1 rRNA gene is annotated in these 1848 nt (G+C 57.0%); it reads left to right on the top strand.

The window, feature by feature from the left end:
• Window positions 1-1827, top strand: a 23S ribosomal RNA gene (locus tag ACWV17_RS33785); the annotation flags it as partial.
• Window positions 1828-1848 lie beyond the last annotated feature (21 nt).

The raw sequence follows: 1848 nt of genomic DNA on the forward strand, positions 1-1848 counted from the left end.
GATGGGTAGGGGAGCGTCGTGTGCCGGGTGAAGCAGCCGCGGAAGCGAGTTGTGGACGGTTCACGAGTGAGAATGCAGGCATGAGTAGCGATACACACGTGAGAAACGTGTGCGCCGATTGACTAAGGGTTCCTGGGTCAAGCTGATCTGCCCAGGGTAAGTCGGGACCTAAGGCGAGGCCGACAGGCGTAGTCGATGGACAACCGGTTGATATTCCGGTACCCGCTTTGAAACGCCCAATACTGAGCCCATTAATGCTAAGGCCGTGAAGCCGCCCCGGAGCCTTCGGGCAAAGGGGAGTGGTGGAGCCGCTGACCCAAGGTGGTAGTAGGTAAGCGATGGGGTGACGCAGGAAGGTAGTCCAGCCCGGGCGGTGGTTGTCCCGGGGTAAGGGTGTAGCCCGAGAGATAGGCAAATCCGTCTCTCATATAAGGGTGAGACCTGATGCCGAGCCGATTGTGGTGAAGTGGATGATCCTATGCTGTCGAGAAAAGCCTCTAGCGAGTTTCATGGCGGCCCGTACCCTAAACCGACTCAGGTGGTCAGGTAGAGAATACCGAGGCGTTCGGGTGAACTATGGTTAAGGAACTCGGCAAAATGCCCCCGTAACTTCGGGAGAAGGGGGGCCATCACCGGTGATGACATTTACTGTCTGAGCTGGGGGTGGCCGCAGAGACCAGCGAGAAGCGACTGTTTACTAAAAACACAGGTCCGTGCGAAGCCGTAAGGCGATGTATACGGACTGACGCCTGCCCGGTGCTGGAACGTTAAGGGGACCGGTTAGTCACGATTCGTCGTGGCGAAGCTGAGAACTTAAGCGCCAGTAAACGGCGGTGGTAACTATAACCATCCTAAGGTAGCGAAATTCCTTGTCGGGTAAGTTCCGACCTGCACGAATGGCGTAACGACTTCTCGACTGTCTCAACCATAGGCCCGGTGAAATTGCACTACGAGTAAAGATGCTCGTTTCGCGCAGCAGGACGGAAAGACCCCGGGACCTTTACTACAGTTTGATATTGGTGTTCGGTTCGGCTTGTGTAGGATAGGTGGGAGACTGTGAAGCGGCCACGCCAGTGGTTGTGGAGTCATCGTTGAAATACCACTCTGGTCGTGCTGGATGTCTAACCTGGGTCCGTGATCCGGATCAGGGACAGTGTCTGATGGGTAGTTTAACTGGGGCGGTTGCCTCCCAAAAAGTAACGGAGGCGCCCAAAGGTTCCCTCAGCCTGGTTGGCAATCAGGTGTTGAGTGTAAGTGCACAAGGGAGCTTGACTGTGAGACCGACGGGTCGAGCAGGGACGAAAGTCGGGACTAGTGATCCGGCGGTGGCTTGTGGAAGCGCCGTCGCTCAACGGATAAAAGGTACCCCGGGGATAACAGGCTGATCTTCCCCAAGAGTCCATATCGACGGGATGGTTTGGCACCTCGATGTCGGCTCGTCGCATCCTGGGGCTGGAGTCGGTCCCAAGGGTTGGGCTGTTCGCCCATTAAAGCGGTACGCGAGCTGGGTTTAGAACGTCGTGAGACAGTTCGGTCCCTATCCGCTGCGCGCGCAGGAGTCTTGAGAAGGGCTGTCCCTAGTACGAGAGGACCGGGACGGACGAACCTCTGGTGTGCCAGTTGTCCTGCCAAGGGCATGGCTGGTTGGCTACGTTCGGAAAGGATAACCGCTGAAAGCATCTAAGCGGGAAGCCTGCTTCGAGATGAGGACTCCCACCCCCTTTGAGGGGTTAAGGCTCCCAGTAGACGACTGGGTTGATAGGCCAGATGTGGAAGCCCGGTAACGGGTGGAGCTGACTGGTACTAATAGGCCGAGGGCTTGTCCTCAGTTGCTCGCGTCCACTGTGT

This window comes from Streptomyces mabaensis (assembly GCF_053763515.1).